This window comes from Paenibacillus sp. GCM10023252, assembly GCF_042653305.1.
Taxonomy (GTDB): Bacteria; Bacillota; Bacilli; order Paenibacillales; family Paenibacillaceae; genus Pristimantibacillus.
In genome coordinates this window covers 96,540-118,928 of sequence record NZ_JBHSHW010000009.1, presented here as the reverse complement: position 1 = coordinate 118,928, position 22,389 = coordinate 96,540, and the positions used below count along the sequence as shown (strand labels likewise).

General features: G+C 54.5%; 21 protein-coding genes. 5 read left to right on the top strand and 16 right to left on the bottom strand.

The features are described 5' to 3' along the window. Nucleotide 1: 1 nt before the first annotated feature. From ACFO9Q_RS06495 to ACFO9Q_RS06455, 9 genes are all read right to left on the bottom strand, one after another. A complete protein-coding gene (locus ACFO9Q_RS06495; RefSeq protein ID WP_379179930.1) occupies nt 2–511 on the bottom strand; it encodes a (2Fe-2S)-binding protein in 510 nt (169 codons plus the stop codon). A gap of 89 nt (nt 512–600) precedes the next feature. After that, nucleotides 601–2,856, bottom strand: a complete 2,256-nt coding sequence (gene pucD / locus ACFO9Q_RS06490; protein ID WP_379179928.1) for a xanthine dehydrogenase subunit D — start codon at nt 2,854–2,856, stop codon at nt 601–603. Next, complete coding sequence (locus ACFO9Q_RS06485) at nt 2,840–3,751, bottom strand: FAD binding domain-containing protein (protein ID WP_379179926.1); 912 nt, start codon at nt 3,749–3,751, stop codon at nt 2,840–2,842. Before ACFO9Q_RS06485 ends, pucD begins: the two co-directional genes overlap by 17 nt. A 2-nt stretch (nt 3,752–3,753) precedes the next feature. Continuing rightward, nucleotides 3,754–4,830, bottom strand: a complete 1,077-nt coding sequence (locus tag ACFO9Q_RS06480) for an XdhC family protein (protein ID WP_379179924.1) — start codon at nt 4,828–4,830, stop codon at nt 3,754–3,756. A gap of 284 nt (nt 4,831–5,114) precedes the next feature. Next, the gene (locus ACFO9Q_RS06475; protein ID WP_379179922.1) at nt 5,115–5,765 is read right to left on the bottom strand and encodes an NTP transferase domain-containing protein; all 651 of its coding nucleotides are present in this window, start codon (nt 5,763–5,765) and stop codon (nt 5,115–5,117) included. A gap of 37 nt (nt 5,766–5,802) precedes the next feature. Then, nucleotides 5,803–7,134: a 5'-deoxyadenosine deaminase gene (locus tag ACFO9Q_RS06470; protein ID WP_379179920.1), complete on the bottom strand. Its 1,332-nt coding sequence runs from the start codon at nt 7,132–7,134 to the stop codon at nt 5,803–5,805. A 1-nt stretch (nt 7,135) separates the two neighbouring features. Further along, nucleotides 7,136–8,749 carry a PucR family transcriptional regulator gene (locus tag ACFO9Q_RS06465; protein WP_379180602.1) on the bottom strand — a complete coding sequence of 538 codons (1,614 nt, stop codon included), beginning with the start codon at nt 8,747–8,749 and terminating at the stop codon, nt 7,136–7,138. A gap of 295 nt (nt 8,750–9,044) precedes the next feature. Continuing rightward, entirely contained in the window at nt 9,045–9,392 is a 348-nt protein-coding gene (locus tag ACFO9Q_RS06460; protein WP_379179918.1) for a hypothetical protein, read from the bottom strand. 23 nt (nt 9,393–9,415) lie between these two features. Further along, nucleotides 9,416–9,745 (bottom strand): hypothetical protein, encoded by a 330-nt coding sequence (locus ACFO9Q_RS06455; protein ID WP_379179916.1) that lies wholly within the window; start codon nt 9,743–9,745, stop codon nt 9,416–9,418. A 138-nt stretch (nt 9,746–9,883) separates the two neighbouring features. Between ACFO9Q_RS06455 and asnB the strand changes: the two genes are divergently transcribed. Continuing rightward, nucleotides 9,884–11,728, top strand: a complete 1,845-nt coding sequence (gene asnB / locus ACFO9Q_RS06450; protein ID WP_379179914.1) for an asparagine synthase (glutamine-hydrolyzing) — start codon at nt 9,884–9,886, stop codon at nt 11,726–11,728. Nucleotides 11,729–11,856: 128 nt separating this feature from the next. Here asnB and rdgB read toward each other — a convergent pair whose 3' ends face one another. The 3 genes from rdgB to ACFO9Q_RS06435 all read right to left on the bottom strand — a co-directional run bounded on the left by rdgB (nt 11,857) and on the right by ACFO9Q_RS06435 (nt 14,483). Further along, complete coding sequence (gene rdgB / locus ACFO9Q_RS06445; protein WP_379179912.1) at nt 11,857–12,504, bottom strand: RdgB/HAM1 family non-canonical purine NTP pyrophosphatase; 648 nt, start codon at nt 12,502–12,504, stop codon at nt 11,857–11,859. Beyond that, a complete protein-coding gene (gene rph / locus ACFO9Q_RS06440) occupies nt 12,505–13,245 on the bottom strand; it encodes a ribonuclease PH (RefSeq protein ID WP_379179909.1) in 741 nt (246 codons plus the stop codon). A gap of 161 nt (nt 13,246–13,406) precedes the next feature. Beyond that, nucleotides 13,407–14,483 (bottom strand): GerMN domain-containing protein, encoded by a 1,077-nt coding sequence (locus ACFO9Q_RS06435; RefSeq protein ID WP_379179907.1) that lies wholly within the window; start codon nt 14,481–14,483, stop codon nt 13,407–13,409. A gap of 128 nt (nt 14,484–14,611) precedes the next feature. Between ACFO9Q_RS06435 and ACFO9Q_RS06430 the strand changes: the two genes are divergently transcribed. Continuing rightward, nucleotides 14,612–15,151 carry a phosphatidylglycerophosphatase A gene (locus ACFO9Q_RS06430; protein WP_379179905.1) on the top strand — a complete coding sequence of 180 codons (540 nt, stop codon included), beginning with the start codon at nt 14,612–14,614 and terminating at the stop codon, nt 15,149–15,151. 141 nt (nt 15,152–15,292) lie between these two features. On the opposite strand, the gene ACFO9Q_RS06425 is transcribed toward ACFO9Q_RS06430, so the two are convergent. The 3 genes from ACFO9Q_RS06425 to ACFO9Q_RS06415 all read right to left on the bottom strand — a co-directional run bounded on the left by ACFO9Q_RS06425 (nt 15,293) and on the right by ACFO9Q_RS06415 (nt 17,589). After that, nucleotides 15,293–15,718 (bottom strand): GNAT family N-acetyltransferase, encoded by a 426-nt coding sequence (locus tag ACFO9Q_RS06425; protein ID WP_379180600.1) that lies wholly within the window; start codon nt 15,716–15,718, stop codon nt 15,293–15,295. A gap of 106 nt (nt 15,719–15,824) precedes the next feature. Next, entirely contained in the window at nt 15,825–16,850 is a 1,026-nt protein-coding gene (locus ACFO9Q_RS06420) for an MBL fold metallo-hydrolase (RefSeq protein WP_379179903.1), read from the bottom strand. Beyond that, the gene (locus ACFO9Q_RS06415; RefSeq protein ID WP_379179901.1) at nt 16,819–17,589 is read right to left on the bottom strand and encodes a class I SAM-dependent methyltransferase; all 771 of its coding nucleotides are present in this window, start codon (nt 17,587–17,589) and stop codon (nt 16,819–16,821) included. The genes ACFO9Q_RS06420 and ACFO9Q_RS06415 overlap by 32 nt, the downstream gene beginning before the upstream one ends. A 189-nt stretch (nt 17,590–17,778) precedes the next feature. Here ACFO9Q_RS06415 and ACFO9Q_RS06410 point away from each other — a divergent pair, with 189 nt between their 5' ends. The 3 genes from ACFO9Q_RS06410 to ACFO9Q_RS06400 are packed head-to-tail and all read left to right on the top strand — an operon-like array spanning nt 17,779 to nt 21,307. After that, complete coding sequence (locus ACFO9Q_RS06410; RefSeq protein WP_379179899.1) at nt 17,779–19,113, top strand: spore germination protein; 1,335 nt, start codon at nt 17,779–17,781, stop codon at nt 19,111–19,113. Then, complete coding sequence (locus ACFO9Q_RS06405; protein ID WP_379179897.1) at nt 19,110–20,219, top strand: GerAB/ArcD/ProY family transporter; 1,110 nt, start codon at nt 19,110–19,112, stop codon at nt 20,217–20,219. The genes ACFO9Q_RS06410 and ACFO9Q_RS06405 overlap by 4 nt, the downstream gene beginning before the upstream one ends. After that, the gene (locus ACFO9Q_RS06400) at nt 20,219–21,307 is read left to right on the top strand and encodes a Ger(x)C family spore germination protein (protein WP_379179895.1); all 1,089 of its coding nucleotides are present in this window, start codon (nt 20,219–20,221) and stop codon (nt 21,305–21,307) included. The genes ACFO9Q_RS06405 and ACFO9Q_RS06400 overlap by 1 nt, the downstream gene beginning before the upstream one ends. On the opposite strand, the gene fni is transcribed toward ACFO9Q_RS06400, so the two are convergent. Next, the gene (fni, locus tag ACFO9Q_RS06395; RefSeq protein WP_379179893.1) at nt 21,300–22,367 is read right to left on the bottom strand and encodes a type 2 isopentenyl-diphosphate Delta-isomerase; all 1,068 of its coding nucleotides are present in this window, start codon (nt 22,365–22,367) and stop codon (nt 21,300–21,302) included. The genes ACFO9Q_RS06400 and fni overlap by 8 nt on opposite strands. Nucleotides 22,368–22,389 lie beyond the last annotated feature (22 nt).

Below are 22,389 nucleotides of genomic sequence, written 5' to 3'. Positions count from 1 at the left end.
TCTATTCCGCTTCCTGCTGGTTGTCTGATACATCGGAATCCTGTGTTGACACCTTAGCAACTGCTCGAAGCAGACCTTCATACCCTGTACACCGGCACAAGTTCCCGCATAGCGCCTCCTCCGTCTCTTCACGAGTAGGGCACGGCTGTCGTTCCAGCAGAGCCTTAAGTGAGATGACCATGCCGGGTGTGCAGTAGCCGCACTGCAGACCGCCTTCCTCTACAATGGCCTTCTGAATCGGATGCAGACCTGAGGCCGGAGGCGACACTCCCTCAATTGTCTCGATGGTTCTGCCTTGGCATTGATAGGCCATCAGCAGGCACGCATTAACGGGATGACCGTCTACGAGCACCATGCAGGCGCCGCATCTGCCCACTTCACAGCCAATCTTCGTGCCTGTCAGCCTAAGGTCCTCTCTCAGCAGATCCAGCAGCCTCCTTGTCGGCGATACAGCATAAGACAGCGGGTCCCCGTTCAAGATGCATTGCAGGCCTATGGTTGTCTCCAGCATGTCAATCTCCTCCTCACAAGCTGCTTAGATGGAACGAATCCGTCAACTACACAGCCGAATCCAGCGCACTGATTGAACGAATTCGGTGCTCAGATCGAACGAATCAGCTGCTCCGGCGAGATGGGAAGCTTGCTGATCCAGCGACCAGTCGCATCCTTCACAGCGGCGGCAATCGCCGGGGCAATCGCAGTCGTCCCGATCTCCCCCACCCCCCGCGGTCCGAAGGCATCTCCAGCGGGGAGCTCCTCGATTGCTTCAACCGTTACCTTCCTCGGAATGTCGCAGATCGTTGGAATCATGTACGTATCCAGCTGACTGCGAGCATATTCACCCCCTTGCATGACCACTTCTTCGGTTAACGCGAAGCCCTGACCCATCACACCCCCGCCTTCAATCTGCCCCAGATAGCCGACTGGATTCACTACCGGTCCTGCTGCTACCGCATGATCTGCTGCCAGCACTCTAATCTCCCCTGTTAATTGATTCACCTCTACTTCAGCCACAACTGACGTATACGTATATAGGAAGTGAGCGCCAATCTTGCCGCTAGGCGTAACAGGGAATTCGAAGGCCGTCTCTACCGTAATTGGCTTGCCTATAGAGGCCGCCAGCTCTCGATACTCCATCACGATCGCGGCTGTTCCATCAGGCAGCTGCTTCCATACACCATGCTGGCCTGTATGAAGGGAAGCTGCTGACTCACCCGAACAAGCAGCCGCAGCCGATATGAGTTGTTCAATGAACGGCGGGCACAATCTGCGCATAGCCTCCCACGCCATTGCAGTAGACCTTGAAGCAGTCGCTGAGCCGGTATGCGGGACCACATCGGTATCTCCGACCATGATCCGAACATCATCCGCCGAGCAGCCCGTATGCTCGCGCATAAGCAGGGTAAGCACCGAGTAGATGCCCTGCCCGAACTCTTCGAAGCCGAAGTACGCTTCAAGCTTGCCGTCCTGAGAGAGCTTGAGCTTGCCTCCTGCCGGATCCGGAATGCCGAACCCGAGTCCCCCTCCATGCATCACTAGTGCGGCGCCAATCCCGCGCAAGCACCAAGGATCGCCGCCCTCCGTCCGCAGCCCCCTCCTTGCCATTAGCGGGGATTGCATGGCCCGCTCCCACACCTGCCTCGCTCCATTCGTCGGAACGATGAGCTGTCCAAGCGGCCCAGGATCCCGCTCATCCCGCAGATTCACACTTCTAAGCTGCCATGGATCCATCCCCAGCTTCTCCGCGAGTCGATCCATCTGCCCTTCGATAGCGAAGATTACCTGATTGCCTCCGAAGCCGCGGAATTCGCCTGCCACACCGTTGTTGGTGAACACGCTCATGCCCTTCACATCAACGTTCGGGATGAGGTAGGGTCCTGAAGCATGCTCCGTTGCGAAGATCAGAACCTCACGGCCGAGCGTCGTATAAGCGCCGGTATCGGCTACAAGAACCGCTTGATGGGCAAGCAGCTTCCCGCTAGCGTCAACACCGGTCTTCATCCGGATATGCATAGGATGACGCTTGATGCTATTCTGCATGGACTCCCTGCGGCTGTTGTGCAGCTTGACCGGCCTTCCCGTCTTCAGCGCAAGCAGTGCGCCGTAAGGCTGCACATTCAGCTCATCCTTGCCCCCGAAGGAGCCTCCTATCGGGCTGGAGACTACACGAATCCGCTCTTCCTCCATAGCTAGTATCCTGGCAAGCTGCATCCGATCCTTATACCCGTGCTGAGTGGCGGAATAGACCGTCAGCCTGCCATCTCCTTCAGGGACGAACAGCCCCCCTTCGGTCTCCATATAGAGATGAAGCTGACGAGGGGTCTCATATTGCTCTTCCACAATATAAGCGCAAGCCTTGAAGGCTGCCTCTGCATCCCCGCGGTCAACCGTCGTACGGTGGAGCACATTGCCCTCTGGATGGAGAAGCGGTGAATCCGGCTCCATAGCCTTCATCGGATCATCCACGACAGGCAGCGGCTCGTACAGCACTTCAATTAGCTGCAAGGCTGCCTCTGCGAGCTCCGGCGAATCAGCTGCTACGGCAGCAATCGCATCGCCCCGATGGCGCACGCGCTCTGTGCAGAACACCGGATAGTCTGGACACACGATTCCGTAGCCGTTCCAGCCGGGAACATCCTCCGCAGTGAGTACAGCCTGCACGCCTGGCAGCGCCCTTGCGTTGGTCACATCAACCGACAAGAGCAAGGCATGGGCATGCTTGCTGCGAAGCACCTTGCCGTACAGCATGCCGGGAGCGTGACGGTCGGTCAAGTAAGCTAGCTCCCCCGTCACCTTCGCTTCTCCATCCGGACGGTCTATCCAGCGGCCCCCGAACGTATCACGTGAGATTCGCATCCGCTCCACCTCCTTCACCGAGCATGGCCCTCGTATGTGCGGTCAATAGGTTAGCAGCAGCCAGCTTCTTGTAGCCCGCGGAAGCATAATCATCAGATACTGCAGGAAGCTCCAGCACGACGGCTTCATGTATAGCGCCGCTGATGGATTCCTCCCTCGAGCATAAGGCCGCAGCTTCCGACTCATAGAGCCGGAGAGCAGGCATACCCGAGCCGACAGCTGCTAGTCTAAGATCCAGCAGCTCGCCGCTGGCGCTTATCACACAGCTGCCCGCAACTGCAATGACCGAAGGGGTGAACTGCAGTCTTCGGCCCAGCTTGTAATAGAAGGCCAGCTTCCCCGTCGCAGGAGGCACCCTAATGTCAAGCAGCAAGCTGTCCGCCGAACAATCGGGCCAGGTCAGCCACTCCGCAAGCAGCATCTCCAGCGTTGAGCCTTGGTGGAGCACTCTGACTTCAGCATCAAGCACTAGCAGCGCAGGGAGCAGATCTCCTGAGCGTTGCATCACATTGCCGCCGATCGTTGCCAGATATCGAATAGAGGGGGCTGCAATTCGGCCCAATGCTTCAACAATAAGCGGGTAATGCGTCTTGGCATAGAGGCTCATCCGAAGGTCCATCAGCGTCACGCCTGCCCCAATGACTAAGCCTCCCGACTCTGTCCAATGGATACCGCGAAGAGATGATATGGAAGCGAGGGATATCAGATGCAGGGGCATCGCCTCCTGATGCGCTTCCCACCTCGTTCTAAGCCAGGTCGAGCCCGCAACGTAGCAGGCAGCCGAGCCGAATCGGCGCTTCAATCGCCAAGCTTCCTTCACCTCTTGGGGCTGCCATACCTGTACAGCACTGCCTGGGGAAGGGAATGCCATTGCCTCTCTGGATTCCATAGCCATCTTCACACCCCCTGAGCCAACAAGTGCAGCCCGCTTAGCCCATCATGCCTATACATACTTGATCTCTTCCTGTCAGGTATTATCCGCAGCGGCTCTCTCAGCAGCTGCCGCTCTTCTCTCGCCAGCCTGACGTCGGTGATCAGCTCCCCAACAATACTTACAGCAATCTGATACGCACCCTCCGCACCGATGCCAAGACCGACTGGAGCATGGACTCTGGCATCCCTCAGCAGCCTGGGAACCTTCTCAAGCAAGCTGCCGCACCGCCGCTTAGAGCCTAGCAAGCCAATGTAGCGAGGGGGCCCTTCCTCCATTCGGCCTAACCATTCAAGGTCCTGCCTCATCTGATGCGACATGATAAGCACGCGATCATCACTTCGGAGCCCCAGTGCGGGGATCACTTCATCAACACTCCCTGTCAAGAGCCGTTCTGCTAGTGGAAAATCTCGAGCCGTAAGCAATCCTTCACGCCGATCGACGACGATGACAGAGAACCCTGAACAAGCGGCCAGCTGCACAACCGGCTGAGCATCCTGGCCAGCACCGATGACGATAAGACGTGGATTAGGCTCGTAGATCAAGGTAAGCCTATAATCTGGACACTGTTCACTCCCACGGCCGAACCGGGCATATTGTCCTCCCTCCGTCATCAGCCGATATTCGCTTACCGTTCCATCTTGGCTACACGAGCGCTGCAGCTTCAAACTGCCGCCTAGATCAAGTGCCTCCTCCATCGCACGAAGCACACGCCGAAGGTTCCCTTGAACTGGCTCCAACAGCACTTGAAGGCGTCCTCCGCATCCGACGGCCTCTCCCCAAGACAGGTCGTCCTCCGTCCTCATGTCATACTCTACTAGCGTGGTGATGCCTGAATTCCGCACGGATTCCGCTTGACCGTGCAGGTCTGACTCCACACAGCCAGGACTAAGCTGGCCGGCTGACCAACCGTTCTCACCAAGCAGCATCACGGCGCCGGCCTTGCGGTAAGCATGGCCTTCCGCTCCAATCAGGGTTGCCAGGACATAGCGCGCGGAGCTGCCGGAGTTCAGAAGCTTAAGCAAGGAATGCAGACTGTTCATATGCCGATCCCATCCTCTCCCGCTAATTGTCGACTTGCAGCAGGCCTTCTCCCATTCACCTTATCCATCCCATATCCGATATCCCAAAATACTTAAAATCAATATATGAAAACGTTATGTAAGTGTCAACTAATCTGACACAAGTTTGTCGATGAAGCCAAAAACAAAAGCGGTGCTTGTGCTCTATGCACTTAACACCGCTTAAATGTAACCTATAAATAACCCCGCTGCGGAAGTTGTTGCGCTGTTGTTCCACAACGATTACTCAGTTATTAAGCATAGTCCTACGTTCCGGAAACCAGCCCCTGATCCCTCCACTTGCATACCTTGTCCCAATCCTCAGCTGTATCCACATCATAGAAAAAATGTGGTTCCGCTCGGACGAAGGCTCCCCTCAGGGCACCATCCCCCAACAACCTCCTTGCCCCTTCATCCCCTCGAAGCATATAGGCGGCTTCATATAGGGATGAAGCAAGCAGCACAGGCGGCTTCATGACATCCTCGTCCAGAGATGCGGCATAGTCTAGGCCAAGGGATTGCCTCCAGCACCTGACCAAGCTATCCAGATGATTCGAGTCAATGAACGGCTGGTCTCCCAGAATAACTACAACCGCCTCAGCATGAGCCTCCTCTGCAGCTGCGACACCCGCCTGCAAGGAGCTGGACAAGCCTTCTACAGCAGAAGAGCAAGGAACAACCATACATCTGTCATCAAGCAAGGCCTGCTCCGGCATCCATATCAACTCATCATCCGGCCGCACCACGATATAGATGCGGTTCATCTCCTGCGAACGGAGTGCAGCACGCAGCGCTTCTCCGCCTAGATAACCGTTCCCATCGGGCCAAGCAAGACTCTGCTTCGGGCGGCCCATTCGCTTACTGAAGCCTGCAGCCAGATAGACGACGGCAATCCTCTCACTCTCACTCCGCTTCATTTTCGTCCTCCCTCTCTTGGAGAGCTGAATGGACTCTCTAAGAAGGGATAGCCCGAAGCAAGCGTGCAATCGCACGATCTGCCTCTGGCAGGATGAGCTGCTTGTCAACCGTCCGCAGCCGCTTCCTCTCCATCACTTCGCGGCCATCTATCCAGACCGAATCCACATCACCGCGTCCGGCAGCATACACCACTCGTGAGAACAGATCAGCATCATAGGACGGGAAGGTATGGAATTGATCCAGATTAAGCAGAATCATATCCGCCTTCTTGCCGACCTCCAGACTGCCAATCTCCCGTTCCATTCCTAGCACTTCAGCTCCGCCCATCGTCGCCATACGAAGCACCTTGCGGGCATTCATCGCCGTAGGGCCATGGCTCACCTTGTGAATAAGCGCGGTCAGCCTCATCTCTTGGAACATATCCAGCGTATTGCTGCAAGGCGCGCCGTCCGTGCCGATTCCAACCGGGATTCCTTGCTCCATTAGACCAGGCACGCCGGCAATGCCAGAGGCGAGCTTCAGGTTGGAAGCCGGACAATGCGTCACCTTCGTCCCTGTCCGCTTAATGATCTCGCGTTCCATATCGTTCAGCCAGATGCAATGGGCCAGCACAAGCCTTGGCGAGGCGAGACCGATATGCTCCAGATACTCGATATTGCGCATACCCGTCTCTCTCTGAACGATCGCAATCTCCTCTTGATTCTCAGCCGCATGGGTATGAACCAGAACGCCGTACTGTCTCGACAACTCAGCTACCTGCCGCAGCAGCTCCTCAGTGCAGGAGACGACGAATCTCGGGCAGAAGGCATACTTCAGACGCCCTCCGTCATAGCCGTCCCACTTATCCAGCAAGCGAACACTCTCCGCCAGCGACTGCTCCGTATTCTCCTGGAGGACAGCCGGTACATCGCCGCCCTTCTTATCCATCATAACCTTGCCAGACACCGCCCGAATCCCGCTCTCCGCCATAGCCCGGAAGGCGGAATCGGTATGGTTCACCGTCTCCATATCGAGCAGAGTCGTCGTCCCGCTCTGAATGAGCTCGCCAATACCAAGCATGGCCGAGTAGTAGACAGACTCCTCATCATGTGCAGCCTCAAGCGGCCATATTCGCTTCCGCAGCCAGTCCATCAGCTCCATGTCATCCGCCCGCCCCCGGAACAAGGTCTGGCAGAGATGGACATGCGTCTGAACGAAGCCCGGGAGCAGCACTTGCCCTCTAGCCTCCACAATCTTATCCGCCTCGGCATCGAGCCCCTGCCCGATCTGGGTAATTCGGTCTCCCTCTATGAGCACATCCCCGGTCAACACTTCATTGTCCCCGTTCATCGTAACAATCTCAGCTTGTCTAATTAGGACTCTCCCCATGCTACTTCCCCCTGTTGCTGTAATCGACAACCGCATCCTCCCGAACAACCTTCCGGAATAAGAAGGCGAGCTTAAGCCTCAGCAAGTCCATCGTCCGCTTGAAGTCAACCTCTAGCATCTCGGATATCTTCTCAAGACGGTAAGCAGCGGTATTACGGTGAATATATAGATGCTTGGCCGCTTCCCCCACTTGAGCATCCTGCTCCAGGAATACCTCCAGCGTTCGCATCAGCTCGCGGTCTCCCTCACTCTCTTCCTCATCAAGCTTGCGGAACATGAGCCGGCAGAATCGAGCCATCCGCTCTCGCGGCACTCCTTCGAACAAGTATGCAAGCTCCATCTCCACGAACGGAATGACTCTTGCTTCCGGGGCAAGTACAGCCCCAAGCCTAGCCGTGTCTACACATTCGGAGTAGGCTTCTCTCAGATCACTTGGCCCTGACTTCTTATGCGACACCGCCATGCGAAGGAGCGGCATTCCGCCCCTCTTGTCCAGAGCTGCGATACATTCCTTAAGCACCGCACTTACTCCTTCTACATTATGAAATTTCTCAGCGGGTATGACGAACAAGCTCCCCTCCTCCACCGTGAAGTGAACGATCTGAAGACCGGTCAGACGAGGATGCGTCATCATCGCTTCACTAAGATAACGATCGACCCCGGAGCTTCCAGCTCCCTTGCCGCTTACCCCCGTGTGGCTGTGGGTGCTTAGAATACAGTAATATTCCCCGTTGCATAACATGACTCCGATGCGGCGAGCGCGGTCCATTAAGGCTCGAACCGTCGCATTGCCCTGCAGATAACGAAGGAACAGCGTTCCCAGATCATCCTGCGCAGGAAGACCGTAGCTCGGTCTGCTCCAATCCTCCAGATGATGCGATATGATCTCCGATGCTTGATGCAAGAGGCTCTCCTCCATCTTCGCGAGCGGGCCAGAGACACGGTAGAGCACATGTCCGATACGCTCTTCCCCAAGGACGAGCGAGATTCGGCACAAGGATACGCCGGCGATTGTCATCCACCTCTCGCGCTTCGGCCATGGCCATTGCTTGAGCAGCTTCGCCTCATCCACCATCGTGGAGTTGAACACGAGCCGGCCATGCCCGTTCACAACGGCGATGGGAAGATTAAGGATGGTCGACAGGGAGGCGAAGCGCTCTTGCGCCGGCTCTCGCCGGAGAGCGAAGCGCATCAGCTTCTTCTGCTTGTCTAGAACCGTCTGCGCCGCTTGCATATGACCCTGCATCTCCGCACGGAACAGTCCTCCAACCTGATCAGAGAAGGTGAATCTAGCCGGCAGCTCTATGAGCGGGAAGGACAAGCGATCAGCTTCCTCTGTAATAGAGGCAGAGATGGCATCCCACTCTGGACCAGGCTTCACACCAAGTCCTGCTGAACCCTGCTCGTTAAGCTTGCGAAGCAGCCGTACATCTCCGTCACATTCCTGAAGCATATAGGAAGTCATGAACAACATCTCGCCTTCCCTCACCCATCTGGATAAGTCAGGCGTCTCCATGACATTCACTGCTCTCACAATTCGCTGCAGACCTGCCCCGCCCGCAACCAGCTTTCCTTCCGACAAGGGGTATACCGCTAACGCTTGCTCCACCGTCATATGCACCTTGCATCCCTCCAAGAAGCCAGATTCAAGATTCACCGTTTGCGACATGTCAATTTATATGACATTTTAAGCCTCATATCTGGTTTTTGGCAATACATATGTTATGTAACCTCACTCATCTTTCGTTTATCGGTTCCATAATTTCCAATTCTTATCTCTTTTTCGCATCGTAAAAAGGCCGTTCCTAAGGTCATCTCTTGGTGACCTGGAACAGCCTCAGCCTCATTCACATACACATACAATCTCAGCGCCAGCTATAGATAGGCACGCGGCAGATGCCACGCGAAGCTTACTCCTGACTTAACTGCCTGGCGAGCCCGTCTCTCACATCCCCGTGAGCGAGCACCTGCTCCTTGAAGGACTCGCGCGCTCCCCAATCCGTCTTCACATTCTCATTCTCGAACAGCTCATTCGTTATGTTCTCGAACGCTTGGTGCATATTGTTGTCGTACCAGTCAATAGCTGTATTCGCGTCATTACGGACAACAGCTTGCAGATCATAATCATTGTCCAGCGAGGAGGAGAAGTAGGCAAGCACCGATTCCGCTTCCGGGCTGTCTGTCTGGACCTCTACCTCTACACAGCGCAAGCCGTCGCGATCAACAGCTCTCCGAACATGTGCATCGATTACATGCATGAATGTGATTAACCTCCCTCATTCTAGAACAGCTGCATCGTCTCGATATGCCGCTTCGTCTGATCTGTTCCGCATTCATAGAGCAAGCGATAGATGCTCTGAATAAGCTGGTCATACCCGGCATTTATTCGCTCAACTCCCGTCGCCCCATAAGGATGCCAGCTGAAGTGCACCGCCTGCGCTTCATCCATCGAGCTAAGCTCCTCCATCAGCTCCTGGAGGCGGTTCAGCTCTTCCTCATTAGCTGTTATCTCAAGCTCATAGGCGGCTGCTCCGGGATCTTCGAGAATCTGACCCGCTCCTACCGATACGTAGAACGGCTTGCGGTCCAGCTTGGCGCTCTGATCGTCCATATCAGGATGCCAGCTCCTTCCTTGTTCATGACTTGTTCCTTCCGTAGCATCCCCATTGGGACAGACATTTTATCCCTTTTTTCAGCATATAACTGATATTATCGTTGCAGTAGTCCAGCAATAGAGAGGAATGAGATCATGTGTGGAATTACCGGCTGGATCGATTGGACCCGTAACCTTACTCATGCAAGCGACAGTCTGGAGAGAATGACCGAGACATTGGCGCTGCGGGGACCGGATGCTGCAGGCACCTGGATATCCTCCCATTGCGCGCTGGGGCATCGACGTCTGTCGGTCATCGACCCGGAGAACGGTGCTCAGCCGATGATTCGACATACCGGAGACGACACTTATGTAATCGTCTATAACGGAGAACTGTATAATGCGCTGGAGCTGCGGGCAGAGCTTGCAAGCCGGGGAAGACAATTCACGACAAGCTGCGATACGGAAGTGCTGCTGGTCGCTTATATGGAGTGGGGCAAGTCTTGCATCGAGAGGTTCAACGGAATATTCGCCTTCGCCATCTGGAGTCAGACCGAGCAGGAGCTGTTCCTCGCCCGAGACAGGCTTGGCGTGAAGCCGCTGTTCTACAGCAGAGCTGGAGGACTGTTCCTGTTCGGCTCCGAGCCGAAGGCCATACTAGCTCACCCTGCTGTCGCACCGGAGGTCGGAGCAGAAGGCTTGGCTGAGATCTTCATCATGGGACCGGCCCGCACGCCCGGCCAAGGAGTCTACAAGCATCTGACCGAGCTGAAGGCTGGGCAATGCATGACGGTTGACCGGTCTGGCGTCCGCGTGACAACCTATTGGAAGCTGGAGAGCAAGGAGCATGAGGATGACGTGGAGACGACCGCCAAGCGGGTGGGAGAGCTCCTGCGGGACACGACCGAGCGGCAGCTGATCTCGGATGTGCCGGTTGGCACCCTGCTCTCGGGAGGTCTGGATTCCAGTGCGCTCACTACGCTGGCTGTTCGTTATTACGAGCAGACCGGGCAAGGCAAGGTACACACATATTCCGTCGATTACGTCGACAATGACAAGAACTTCCAAGCCCATGCATTCCAGCCGAATGCGGATGAACCCTGGATTAACCGGATGACTACCCATCTGGGGACGATTCATCATCCGATTCAATTCGATACGCCTGAGCTGGTAAGCGCGCTTCGCGATGCGACGCTCGCCCGCGACCTGCCAGGCATGGCTGACGTGGACGCGTCCTTGCTGCTATTCTGCCGGGAGATTAAGAAGGGAGCGACCGTGGCCATCTCTGGTGAAGCTGCAGATGAGATATTCGGCGGCTACCCCTGGTTCCACCGGGAAGAGGCACTGAATGCCGGCACCTTCCCATGGTCACTCGCCTCATCCATGCGTACAGAGCTGCTCTCGCCAGACATCGCGGAGTGGATTAAGCCGCTTGACTATATTGGCGACCGCTACAGCCAGGCTATTGCAGAGGTGCCTCATCTAGATGGTGAGAGCGAAGCCCTTCGGAAGATGCGGCAGATGTCCTATCTGAACATTACCCGCTTCATGCCTACGCTTCTTGACCGCAAGGATCGGATGAGCATGGCAGCTGGACTGGAGGTGCGAGTCCCCTTCTGCGACCACCGGCTCGTTGAATATGTGTGGAACATCCCATGGGACATTAAGACGGCAGGAGACCGGGAGAAGGGCATCCTGCGTAAGTCGCTGAAGGGCGTACTGCCGGATGATGTGCTCACGCGCAAGAAGAGCCCTTATCCGAAGACACACAATCCGAACTACCTCGCCGCGGTGAAGGAGAAGGTTATTGCCATATTGGATGACCCCTCTTCGCCGCTGCTGCCCCTTATTAATGTGAAGAAGGTCAGAGAGCTGGCCGAATCGGATTCGGCGAAGTCGAATACCCCATGGTTCGGTCAATTAATGTCCGGCCCGCAGCTGTTCGCCTATCTGTATCAGGTGAATGTGTGGCTGAAGGAATATAAGATTGTCGTAGGTTAATGCGTTCCGCAAAAAAAACTGCCCCGCTGCAAGCTTCTCTGTTACGAAGCCTGCAGCGGGGCAGTCTATGTTGGCGATATTTTGCTCTGGCTCACATCGGAGTGGGCCCAGATGCAGGCCATCACCTCCTATAATGCAAGGTGAGCAATCAAGCGGGCAAGCGCATGGCCTCTGTGGGAGATCGCTTGCTTCTCCTCTGTCGTCAGCTCAGCCATCGCTCTACCCTGCGAAGGCAGCCAGAACAACGGGTCATACCCGAAGCCTCCTTCACCGCGCGGACGGTCTGCGATGAAGCCGTCAACCGTACCCTCCGCTTCCAAGAAGCTGCCCGTTGCAGGATCATACAAGGCAAGCGCACAGACGAATTGAGCCTCGCTCAGCAGCTTCGTTCCGTCAGCAAGTACATCTGCACGGTCGACTGGTCCCAGCTTCCCAAGCTCTGCAAGAAGCTTCGCATTATTATCAGAGTCCGAGGCGTGCTCGCCCGCATAACGGGCGGAGTAGACTCCAGGCTCCCCGCCAAGCTTCATGACACGAAGGCCTGAATCGTCTGCCAGCACCGGAACGTCAAGCGCATCTCCTGCTGTCTTCGCCTTAATCCGAGCGTTCTCCGAGAAGGTCGTCCCATCCTCTGGAATGTCAGGGAAATCCGGATAATCGAGCAGACTCCTCACCGATATCCCGTCTCCGACTCGGCTTAATGCATGCGCGAACTCTCTCGCCTTGCCCGCATTCTTCGTCGCAACAACAATCATCTGCTCCCCGCCAGCTGCCATCTATCCCCCTCCGATGCGCTGCCCTGCAGCTCCTAGCACTTCACGCTGCTTCGCAATGAGGTCGAGGATGCCGCCTTCCGCAAGCTCCAGCAGCTGGTTCAGCTCTTCACGCGAGAACGGTGCTTCCTCGCCCGTCCCTTGAACTTCAACGAACTTCCCGCTTCCCGTCATCACCACATTCATGTCAACCTTAGCCTTCGAATCTTCCTCGTAGTTCAGATCGAGCAGCGCCTTGTCTCCGATAACTCCCACACTTACTGACGCAAGATAGTCTGTCAGCGGATACTTCGCGAACGTCATTCTCTCAGACAGCTTATGTATCGCTAAGGATAAGGCAACGAATGATCCCGTAATCGAAGTTGTCCGCGTTCCTCCATCAGCTTGGACTACATCGCAATCCAGCGTAATGGTGCGCTCACCGAGCGCCTGCAGGTCAACAATAGAGCGAAGCGCACGGCCAATCAGCCGCTGAATCTCCATCGTACGGCCGCTCAGCTTGCCCTTGTTCGCCTCCCGCTGATTCCGCGAATGGGTGGCACGCGGCAGCATAGAATACTCAGCGGTAATCCAGCCCTTGCCTTGACCCTTCATGAACCGGGGAACGCCCTCTTCAATGGTTGCCGTACAGATGACCTTCGTGTCACCGACTTCAATCAGCACCGAGCCCTCCGCATATTTGTTAACCCCTGTCGTTATCGTTACCGGCCTCAGCTGGTTCTCAAGTCGACCGTCTATTCTCATCGTATGTCCTCCTGGTCTTGTCATCCTCTATGGTTAAGGTGTCCTGTAACCTATCCTATTCTAACAAACTGACTTATGAAAAGCATCCGCCCAGCTCTAAAACCAAAAAACAAAAAAGAGAGACCCGTGTATATCTTGGTCCCTCTTCCTCAAGCTTACAGTTACGCCTTCAGCTCATTCACGTGATGCGGACGGCCCACCGGCTTGCTGTAATCCTTATTGTCGCTGTCGACGATGTTCTGCTTCCCGTTAAGCACGATCTGGACACTCTCAGCACCAGTAACCTCTGTCAAGGATAGAACAACTGCCTGAAGCATCTCGGACGGCGCCTTCTGCCCTTCCAGATAGGAGCTGTCCTCCAGGTTGACCGTTACCGTACTGTCCTTCTCCTCGATGCTCTTAATCTTCACATCATCCGTAATGACAGCACTCAGGTCGCTCGTAGCGAGCGGTCCGGCGATTAGCTGCTCGAGCGCAGCCTGTGCGGGAGAAGCTGAGGCCGTCCGGTTAATCAGCCTCGTCACTGGAACATAATACTGCTCATCGTTAGCGGTCACGGCTGAGAAGTACAACGTAACCGGTGTGGATCGGCTGTAGTCAACGCCTTCAGCTGCTTCCAGGTTAATGCCTACTGCTCTTGTGAGAGGCTCGTCTAGCGGATAACTCCCTACCGGCATCTCATCCAGCTTTTTGCCCTCTGACCAGATCTCGACGCCTTCAATTCCCGGCATTGCCGTCAATGTCCACGTGATGGATTCCACAATTCTGCGCTCATCTTGCAGATTATACTGCGTGAACGGTGACGAGAAGTCTACGACTGCAATCTTATTCTCCTGCTTGTCTGTTACAATATCGAACCCCTTAATCTGCGTACCCTGCGGCAGTACTGCGGCGAAGCCCTCTGGCAGCTGGGAGGCATAGGCCCCGCCATCAACCATCATCTCAAGCGCCTTCTGTCCCGGCTTCTCCTTCTCACCGAATGAAGTACGTATAGCGATCGGCGCCAGATAGCCGTTCTCATCCTGGAGATACACCGTCATCTGCGTATCGCCGGCTTGTTCCCCCTTCACTCCTGCTTGTCCGGTTTTCTGACCGTCTAGCCCGCTAGGCACCTCTGTCTGCGGCGGATCAATCTCCTTGCTAGCGCTCTGTGAGAATAGTCCGCATCCCGCTGTCAGGATTGGCAGCACCAGAACCCCGGTGAATGCAGCACGGCGAATCCACTTGTTTTGAATCATATTGACCTTTCCTCCCTAATCGGTATTTGCCATAGCGGCTTTGTACAACTCCTATTTTGTAGTATTATGTATACGAGCCCTTCCATGAAATAGACCAGTTGTCCACAAAATAATGAGGGGGAGTAACCTTGAACAAACCGATACCATACAGTCTGAACAGTAAGCAAGTGGCAGACGCTACTGATGAATGGCTGGCGAAGCGCGGAGTAACCAGAATATCGATTGCGCAGCTGGCGCATTTCCTACAGAAAGACTATTATCCTGATCTCACTCTTGATGAGTGTATAGACAATGTTGATGCTGTACTGTCCAAGCGAGAAGTGCAGAATGCGGTGCTGACAGGCATCCAGCTTGATCTGCTCGCGGAGGAGGGCAAGCTGATTGCTCCGCTTCAAGAGATGATTAAGAATGACGAGGGGCTGTACGGCTGCGACGAGATCCTGGCGCTGTCCATCGTTAACGTATATGGGAGCATTGGCTTCACGAACTTCGGTTATATCGATAAGCTGAAGCCAGGCATATTGACCAAGCTGAACGATAAGAACGACGGAGAGATCCACACATTCCTCGACGATATCGTCGGTGCGATAGCTGCTTCTGCCGCAAGCCGAATCGCCCACCGCAAGCAGGCGGAACGCGAAGGAGCCTTGAACGCTAAGGCGGAGTAGGGAATCATAGGCATGATATATACAAAAACGGGATGAAGCAGATCGATTCTGCTTCATCCCGTTTTTGGTTCCTGCGAGGAGCGCTCCAGATGGTGCAGATGTGCGTGCACCAAGTTGGCCGCCGGCGAGCCGAGGAACTGCTTACATGTCATCCTCATCGGCCTCGTACGTACATCTGAATCGTTCCGTACCAGGATAGGTCTCCCCGAGGCTAACGACAGTGAACCGGCTGCTCCGGTAGAAGTCTACGGCATCCTCATCCGTCTCAGCTACGAGTACAGCAGGCTGCTCGAGTGCAAGCAGCTCCAGAATCAAGCCGCGGCCGTAGCCCTTATTCCGTTCAGCAGGGGTCACAGCGATATGATCAATCTTGATGCAGCCCTCACTAACGACATGATACCCAATTAATCCGATTATCTCGCCTTCCGATTCATAACCAAGCAGCTTGTGCTGCCCATTAGGCTTGTACAGATCTATAGCCCGCTTAAGACTCTCCGGTTCGGGAAAAACAGCCCAGCTCAATAGCTCCTGAATGCCGGCTTCATCCAGCCGAGAGGTTATATCCATTAACACTGCGAAAACCCGCCTTTTTTGCTCATATATTTGGTGAACAGCCGATTGCTGTAATGTCCTTACTATTCCTGGCTATACGTCGTTGTAATGGCATTCATCGCTATACGTTGTTCCCATCACCAATACTGTTATACGTTATTGTCTCCTCTTGAATCGTCTCAGTGATCTGCCCTCGCCGGGCTAGGTAGACAAGATGAGCGAGCGTCTCTGACATAGCGAAGCGGAGGTTATGCGGATTGTCGCGCAGACGCTCCCCGAACAGCTCCTCGCACATCTGGAATCCGGTCCGAGCCCGATGGGCAATTAATTCCTGAATGGCAGTCAGACGCCTTGCGTGATGCTGCAGCAGCTCTCTAATTCTACCCGAGAAGTCCTCGAACGGGTCTCTATGGCCCGGATACGCGAAGCTGACGTCATAACCTAGCAGCTCTTCCCAGCTGAGCAGAATGGAGTGGAGCGGGTCCTCCTCATCTCCAGGCACCAGACTCACATTCGGTGAGATATGCGGCAGCACCTGATCTCCGCACAACATCCACCGCAGGTCCGGCTGATAGAAGACGAGCTGCCCTGTGGCATGACCCCGCGCATCAAGGATAGACCACTCCCGGTCTCCCAGCTGCAGCTTCCCCCCAGCCTCTAGATAACTCACTTGTGGCTGAGGAGATACCCTCTCAGCGAAGCTCCCAAGATTGTGATCAATCGCCGCCAGCAGCTCTGCCGGCATACCATGCTTACGGTACAGCTGCTGAAGGTCAGCTGAGAACACAGAGTCCTCTCCCCACAGACGGAGCGCATAGCGGTGGGAGTCTCTTGACATATACACCGGAGCTCCGGTTCGCTGCTGGAAGGTGCCTGCCAATCCATAATGATCCGGGTGCTGGTGAGTGAGCACGATGCGCTGAATATCTCCATTCGCTATACCCGCCTGCTCCAATACGAAGTCCCATACTCGAAGGGCCTCATCCGTCTTAAGACCGGGGTCTACCATCGTATAGCCGGCGCTATCGGGTATGAGATACGCATTGACCCATCTTAGAGAGAAGGGGACCGGCACCTTCACCTGAAGCCATCCTTCTTCCCATTCGGTGACATAATCATTCCGCAGCCGCGCCATCTTCACATCCATCCGCCTTCCCTACCATAATCATGCGCGGGGAGTGAAGCGGATCATAAGGGGAACCATCGTAATTCCCATAGGCTTGCTGCAGCAGCAAGCCAGCTTCGCTCAGCTTCTCCTCGAACCAGGCCAGCGGAAGTAAGCGGACCCGTTCCATATACGTCCTCTCGTCCTCGCCGCCCTGTCTCGACACGGTAATGTCCTTCATCACCCAGCCGTTATGTATTCTCCGCTTCTCTACAATACGAAGACCCGTCTCATCATCCACACGCTCCGAACTCGGTACGAGATGCTGCTGGACATAGGTCGGATTCAGGAAGTCAATTAAGAATGATCCGCCTGATCGAAGCACTCTCCGAATCTCGCGCAGCACCCGATTATTGTCCTCATCCTCTTCGAAGTATCCGAAGGAAGTGAATAGGTTGACTGTCGCGTCGAAGCTTCGTCCTTCGAAGGGCAGCTCCCGCATATCCCCTCTTAGCCAGGTCACGCGCTGCTCTGTGTCATGCTTGACAGCTTCGCTAAGCAGTACTTGTGACAGATCGATGCCTGTCACTTGAAGTCCGCAATCTGCTAGGGCCAGGGCGTGCCTGCCCATGCCGCAGCCGATATCGAGCACCTCTGCGCCGGCAGGAAGAGTCAGCCACTCCGCCATCATCTGTACTTCCCGGTAAGCGTTGCTCCAATCCCTATGCTTGTACACCACCATATAATCTGCTCCAAAGCTCTGTTCATACCACTTCGACATTCCCTCTACTCCTTCGGCTCCCATGCCTGCTTCAGTGTCTATAACTACCATCTTACTTCATAACCGCATCTTCAGGCAAAACCGACATGCGTAATTCGAGGCATAATTATCCTTCCTGCGGAACACACTATGGGAACTTATGTCATCCCACTTCCGACTTACCGCTCTCATAAAAGGAGGAGTACAAGTATGCTGCTGGACCGTATTCATATCTTGTTCGCCTCGGCGATTGATCTCAAAACGCAAAAGCTCGAAAATGAATGGATGACAATAGAGGTTGCCTACATCTCCTCCTTGATTGATGAAGATAAGGTCAAAGGCTTTATTACGGTTCCTTTTACCAAATACGAAATACCTTATCTCGATCAATTGGCTACCATCGCTGACTATCATGAGGTGACTGATCCCGCCCAGTGGTCCGAGCTGCTCCTGACTGGATTCGTACTCATTGAAGCAGGTGGAAAAATCTACTCGCTGTTCGCTGCGAAGATTATTGCCAATTCGAATGCGCAGACCCAGGTAGAGAGCGCCATTCAAGGTCCCCAACTCGCTCTGAGCGAGAGCCTGGACCTGTCTATGAATCTCATTCGCAGCATGTATCCCTCACCTGATCTAACTACAGAGCTCCATACCATCGGCTCCTTATCCAAGACACCAACCCTGCTCGTATTCGATCAGCGAAGAGTAGATCCAACGGTGCTCAATGAGGTGAGGGAGCGTATTCGCAGCATAGAGACAGAGATGCTCCAAGCAGCAGGTGAGGTGGAGAAAATACTTACTGGCCGAAAAAGGCTGCTGTTCCCTACGATGCTCATTACAGAGCGGCCCGACCGCATTACGAGAGCCATCTCTCAAGGGAAAATCGCGCTGCTCATTAAAGGGAGCATGTTCGCCATCATCCTGCCTGCAACCTTCTTCGACTTCATGCACGCGGTCGAGGACAACTATGAATCCTATTGGATGACACGCTTCCTGCTGGTAGTTCGATATATTGGAACCGTGCTGACCATTACGCTGCCCGCCTTCTATATTGCGGTAGTCTCCTACAATCCTGAGTTATTCCGGGTCCAGCTGGCCTTCTCCATTGCCGGCAGCCGGGCCGCGGTGCCCTATCCCTCCTTCATCGAGGTATTCATCATGCTGTTCATGATTGAGACGCTCATTGAAGCAAGCACTCGTCTGCCGCGCTATATCGGATCTACCGCAACGACCGTCGGGGGACTTATTCTCGGACAAGCCGCCCAGCAGGCCGGACTCGTCAGCTCCATTATGATTATCGTTACGTCGGTTGTCGCGATCTCCAACTTCGTTGTCCCAGTCAATTCACTGTCATTCGCTATTCGGTTCCTGAAGTACCCGCTCATCATACTTGCGATCTTCTTCGGAATAACAGGGATTGCTGTCGGAGTGTTCGGCTATCTCGTCTACCTCTGTTCGTTGAGAAGCTTCGGCAAGGCTTACTTCCGGGTATTCGGTCATATTCAGTCGCCAGAGGGGGATATTGGGCAGGTGAGAATCGAATGAACCGCTACTTCTACTATAACTTCCTGCTTGTCGGATTAATGAATCTCATGCTCTACGTTCCCCACGTGCTCATTCGCAACCGGTACGATGGAGCGGTCATGTCCATCCTCATTGGAGGAATGGTCGGAACCATCCTCGCCTACATGTTCATGAGTGCGCTGGAGAAGTATCCTGGCAGAGGAATGCCGGAGATATTGGCTCTATATTATCCCAGATGGGTTGTTACTCCTATTATGTTTGTACTTGGGAGCATGTGGTATTTCTCCGCTCTGATCGTCATCGTCGCCTATGCGTTTCTCATTAACCGATTTTTCAACCCGGATATGAGCGCCATCTTCATTCTAATTCTGTTAGTCGTAGCATGCGCCTATGGTGCTTCCCGTTCAACACTAAGCGTCGTGATGATGATTGAAGTGGGACTGCTGCTTAACGCGCCTGTAATCTTATTCATCCTGTTCAAGGCCATCCGCGATCCTCATCTAAGCTGGGATGCGATGCATACGATTGCGAATTATGTAACGGAGATGCCGAATCTAACTTCACTCAGCGCGGCTACGTTTGTTTTCACCGGGTATGTCAATATGACCTTGTTCAACCGAATTATGCCCCCTAATTTCAAGTTCAAGCATCATTGGCTTATACCCGTCATTGGGTTCACTATCTTAATGATTACCTTCTTCGTGCCGATTGGCATTCATGGAACGGAAGCGGTCAATTCCTATCTCTATGTGTGGAGCATGACGTCAGACGCCCTCATTATGCAATACGGCTTCATTGAGCGTGTCCTATTCTTGTTCCTAATCGTCTATCTCAATCTGTCCTTAGTGTACACGATGTCGAATTGGCATCATGCGATGGAATACTTCAAGGTATGCTTCTCGCGCGACAAGCCAGATACAGACCCGAAGACGGTACCTGCCATTAATCTCTACATCTGCGGTACGTTCGCTGTAGTCAGCGTTCTATACATGTGGCTGACCACGGAGAAGCAGGATCAGACGCTGACACAGATCTGGCTTATCGTTCGAATGTTCATGGAAGTGACGGTTGCCATCTGGCTCTTCGTACAGAGCCGCAGGCCAAGGTTAAGGAGTTATGGGAATTAATGAGAATAATGACATACATCATCATGGCAGCGGGGCTAGGTCTGCTGCTTACAAGCTGCGGATTCAAAGATATTGATAAACGGTTCTTCGTAGTCGCTCTCGGCATTGATCGAACCGATAATGAGCAGAAGCCTTACCGACTGACCCTCAGACTAGCTATTCCCTCCTCTATGGTGGAGCCCGGCGAGGCCAAGGCTGAGGTGGAGACCATTAACACCTCCTCAATTGCTGAGGGATTGCGGATGATGAAGTCGCATGTGGACAAGGAGCTGGACTTTGGCCATTGCAAAATATTTATGCTGGGAGAACGATTAACAAGTGAGGATTACAGAGATACGCTCCAATGGATGAGCAGGCGCAGAGATATTCAGAGCGTCGCAGACATTGCAATCGGGCGGCCCGCAGCGGAGCCTGTCCTTGAGATCATGCCTCAATCCGAACGCTATCCTGGCAATGCCCTGTTCCTCAGCTTCGGCTCGGACGGTACGGAGTCCTCGTTCACTTATGTCACATCACTCTCCGAACTCATTCGCAGGAGCGAGGAGAACGGACTCGATCCAATCCTGCCTATCGTAACGGAAGATAAGAATACGTATACGATTAATCGTGCTGCTCTGCTGGACAAAAAGCAGTCCAAGCTTGTGCTGCTACCTAGCGAGACGGAACTATTCATTCAGCTCACCGGAAGTAAAACCAAGTCTTCCACGAACGGAATGTTCGAAGGCACTCGCCTTGTTGTCGGCATCAACCAGCTGAGTACGCGGTTCAAGATTGAGAAGCGGAACGGAACTCCTGTCATCGTATTCCATGTCTCGATGAAGGTGATCTTAGAGGATGCACCGCGAGGGCTCTACGATAAGCATTGGGGTCCAATTGAACGTAAGCTGGCCGGGGAGTATGCTGAACAGTCCATTGCCCTGCTGAGAAAAATTCAGAAAGCGGGCGTCGATCCGTTCGGATTCGGGCTCCGTTACCGTGCGATGCACCCCGGCAACGGAGCTTGGGAGGAGTGGAAGCGAATCTATCCAGAAGCAGACTTCGAGGTGAAGGCTAAGTTCAAGATCGAAGGAACGGGGTTAATTAAGTAGAGCCTAGCTTCATAAGTCGACTCGTGCTCGCAAGCTCATCAATCGTACTTACGCCGATGCCGAACATGGCTGTACGCAGCTCGTATTCAATGCGAGAGAATTGCTCTGCCAAGGAATCGAGCGTTCCGCTCGCTGCGCCGGGCAGCAAGGCTCGCCCGTAGCCAACAAGGTTAGCGCCTAGCGCTATAGCCTTAGCCGCTTCAACGCCCGTCTGCATGCCTCCGCTTGCAACCAGAGGGATGCTGTCTAGCCTCTCCCGAACCTCAACCAGACTATCAGCCGTCGGTATGCCCCAGTCCGCGAACGCTTCCGCAGCTTGTCTCTGAATGCCGTTCGCGCTTCGATACTTCTCAACCTGACTCCAGGAAGTGCCGCCGGCTCCAGCAACATCCAGGAAGGAGACGCCGGCTTCCAAGAGCCGATTGGCGGTATCTCCATCTATGCCCCATCCGACTTCCTTCACGCCAATCGGCACCTCGGACCTTCGGCATACTTCTTCAATTCGGCTGAGCAGCCCGCGGAAGTTGGTGTCCCCTTCCGGCTGGAATACCTCTTGCATGCTGTTAAGGTGGAGGACAAGCGCATCCGCTTCCGCCAGATGTACAGCTCTCCGGCAAGAGTCGGCGCCGAAGCCGTAATTAAGCTGGACTGCGCCTAGATTAGCTATGACAGGAACGGTAGGCGCTTCCGCTCGAACGGAGAAGGAGGAGGCAAGAGCATCCTTCTCAATGGCTGCTCTCATCGAGCCAAGGCCAATTGCCCAGCCCCTTGCCTCTGCTACTTCCGCCAGTCTGCGGTTAATCTGACCCGCTTCAGCCGTCCCTCCGGTCATGGAGCTCACTAGCAGAGGTGTCCTCATCTTACGGCCGAACCAACTGGTGCTCAGCTTAATGTCATCATAGGCAATCTCAGGAAGAGCCTGATGACGGAATCGATACCGCTCGAATCCGGTCGTAATTCCGACGCTGTTCACTTCCTCCTGCAGGCATATGCGAATGTGCTCCCCCTTGCGCTTCTCGGTCGGGGCGTTCCCCTGTCCTTCTATCGGTTGCTCTGGCATGGTGCTGCTCCTTCCGTCATTA

Excerpts from the sequence above, each read along its gene's own strand:
- ACFO9Q_RS06465 (WP_379180602.1), bottom strand. The coding sequence starts at position 8,749 with ATGACGGTGGAGCAAGCGTTAGCGGTATACCCCTTGTCGGAAGGAAAG.
- ACFO9Q_RS06435 (WP_379179907.1), bottom strand. The coding sequence starts at position 14,483 with ATGATTCAAAACAAGTGGATTCGCCGTGCTGCATTCACCGGGGTTCTG.
- ACFO9Q_RS06475 (WP_379179922.1), bottom strand. The coding sequence starts at position 5,765 with ATGAAGCGGAGTGAGAGTGAGAGGATTGCCGTCGTCTATCTGGCTGCA.
- ACFO9Q_RS06495 (WP_379179930.1), bottom strand. The coding sequence starts at position 511 with ATGCTGGAGACAACCATAGGCCTGCAATGCATCTTGAACGGGGACCCG.
- rph (WP_379179909.1), bottom strand. The coding sequence starts at position 13,245 with ATGAGAATAGACGGTCGACTTGAGAACCAGCTGAGGCCGGTAACGATA.
- ACFO9Q_RS06485 (WP_379179926.1), bottom strand. The coding sequence starts at position 3,751 with ATGGCTATGGAATCCAGAGAGGCAATGGCATTCCCTTCCCCAGGCAGT.
- pucD (WP_379179928.1), bottom strand. The coding sequence starts at position 2,856 with ATGCGAATCTCACGTGATACGTTCGGGGGCCGCTGGATAGACCGTCCG.
- ACFO9Q_RS06405 (WP_379179897.1), top strand. The coding sequence starts at position 19,110 with ATGAACCGCTACTTCTACTATAACTTCCTGCTTGTCGGATTAATGAAT.
- fni (WP_379179893.1), bottom strand. The coding sequence starts at position 22,367 with ATGCCAGAGCAACCGATAGAAGGACAGGGGAACGCCCCGACCGAGAAG.
- ACFO9Q_RS06410 (WP_379179899.1), top strand. The coding sequence starts at position 17,779 with ATGCTGCTGGACCGTATTCATATCTTGTTCGCCTCGGCGATTGATCTC.
- ACFO9Q_RS06425 (WP_379180600.1), bottom strand. The coding sequence starts at position 15,718 with ATGGATATAACCTCTCGGCTGGATGAAGCCGGCATTCAGGAGCTATTG.
- ACFO9Q_RS06480 (WP_379179924.1), bottom strand. The coding sequence starts at position 4,830 with ATGAACAGTCTGCATTCCTTGCTTAAGCTTCTGAACTCCGGCAGCTCC.
- ACFO9Q_RS06400 (WP_379179895.1), top strand. The coding sequence starts at position 20,219 with ATGAGAATAATGACATACATCATCATGGCAGCGGGGCTAGGTCTGCTG.
- ACFO9Q_RS06460 (WP_379179918.1), bottom strand. The coding sequence starts at position 9,392 with ATGCATGTAATCGATGCACATGTTCGGAGAGCTGTTGATCGCGACGGC.
- ACFO9Q_RS06415 (WP_379179901.1), bottom strand. The coding sequence starts at position 17,589 with ATGTCGAAGTGGTATGAACAGAGCTTTGGAGCAGATTATATGGTGGTG.
- ACFO9Q_RS06420 (WP_379179903.1), bottom strand. The coding sequence starts at position 16,850 with ATGGATGTGAAGATGGCGCGGCTGCGGAATGATTATGTCACCGAATGG.
- ACFO9Q_RS06470 (WP_379179920.1), bottom strand. The coding sequence starts at position 7,134 with ATGGGGAGAGTCCTAATTAGACAAGCTGAGATTGTTACGATGAACGGG.
- asnB (WP_379179914.1), top strand. The coding sequence starts at position 9,884 with ATGTGTGGAATTACCGGCTGGATCGATTGGACCCGTAACCTTACTCAT.
- rdgB (WP_379179912.1), bottom strand. The coding sequence starts at position 12,504 with ATGGCAGCTGGCGGGGAGCAGATGATTGTTGTTGCGACGAAGAATGCG.
- ACFO9Q_RS06455 (WP_379179916.1), bottom strand. The coding sequence starts at position 9,745 with ATGGACGATCAGAGCGCCAAGCTGGACCGCAAGCCGTTCTACGTATCG.